Origin of the sequence: Mesorhizobium sp. M7A.F.Ca.CA.002.09.1.1, assembly GCF_003998555.1 — a bacterium.
Lineage (GTDB): Bacteria > Pseudomonadota > Alphaproteobacteria > Rhizobiales > Rhizobiaceae > Mesorhizobium > Mesorhizobium ciceri.
Genome location: NZ_RZRR01001314.1, coordinates 1 through 1044 on the forward strand (window position 1 = coordinate 1; position 1044 = coordinate 1044).

Below are 1044 nucleotides of genomic sequence, written 5' to 3' on the forward strand. Positions count from 1 at the left end.
GGGTGGCGCTTCGCCTGGCGTCATCGACGGGCGTTTCGGTTCGAATGTCGACAAGGCGCTCGCCGCCTACAACCAGATCACCGGCGCCAATCTGCGATCGACCGACGCGGTCGCCATCCAGGCGGCACTTGCGCAATCCGGCGGCGATGCCTTCGCCAATTACACGATCACAGCGGAGGACGCGGCCGGTCCTTATGTCGCGTCGATCCCGGAAGACTACAGCCAGAAGGCGCAACTCGACCGCATGGGTTATACGTCGGTGACCGAGGCGCTCGCGGAGCGCTTTCACATGGACGAGAATTATCTCAAGGCGCTCAACCCGGAGGTCGATTTCAATCGTCCCGGCACGATCATCAAGGTCGCCAATTTCGGCAGGCTGGTTTCGACGCCGGTGGCGCGTATCGTCGCCGACAAGGACAAGAAAGAGGTTTTCGCCTATGACGCCGGCGGCAAACTGGTCGCGGCCTATCCCGCAACCATCGGCTCGTCGGATACGCCGTCACCGTCCGGCATACACACGGTGTCGCGCGTGGCGCTCGATCCGAACTACACCTACAATCCCAGCATCAATTTCAAGCAGGGTCAAAACGACAAGGTCCTGACCATTCCGCCGGGCCCGAACGGTCCCGTCGGTTCGGTCTGGATCGCCCTGGATAAGCCGACCTACGGCATCCACGGCACGCCCGATCCGTCGAAGATCGGCAAGACCGAGAGCCATGGCTGCGTACGCCTGACCAACTGGGATGCGCGGGAGCTGGCCAAATTGGTTTCGCCGGGCGTGACGGTGGAGTTTGTCGGCGGGCCCTCAGCCGATAACCTTGCGCAGCAGTGAACCGCGAAGCGCGGCGGCATAGACCAACTGCACGACCAGGATGAAGCCGACGCCGAGCAAGGGACTGACAAGCGAGAGTGCGGCGCCGACCGCCCACAGGATCTGTGCCTTGATGATGCGCAGATAGACCGTGCGTTTGGTTTCCGCATCGACATCCTCTGCTACGAAGCCGCTTTTCTCCGCATAACGCCAGCTCGCGAACAGCGTGACGC

Annotated in this window: 1 protein-coding gene and 1 pseudogene; one reads left to right on the forward strand and one right to left on the reverse strand. The window is 62.4% G+C overall.

Annotated features, from left to right (window positions below; all coding sequences use genetic code 11):
• Window positions 1–832, forward strand: an 832-nt coding sequence (locus EN994_RS32825; RefSeq protein WP_164746493.1) for a L,D-transpeptidase, incomplete at its 5' end; no start/stop codon positions are given.
• On the opposite strand, the pseudogene EN994_RS32830 reads toward EN994_RS32825, so the two are convergent.
• Window positions 806–1044, reverse strand: a pseudogene (locus tag EN994_RS32830) (hypothetical protein); the annotation flags it as partial. The gene EN994_RS32825 and the pseudogene EN994_RS32830 sit on opposite strands and share 27 nt — an antisense overlap.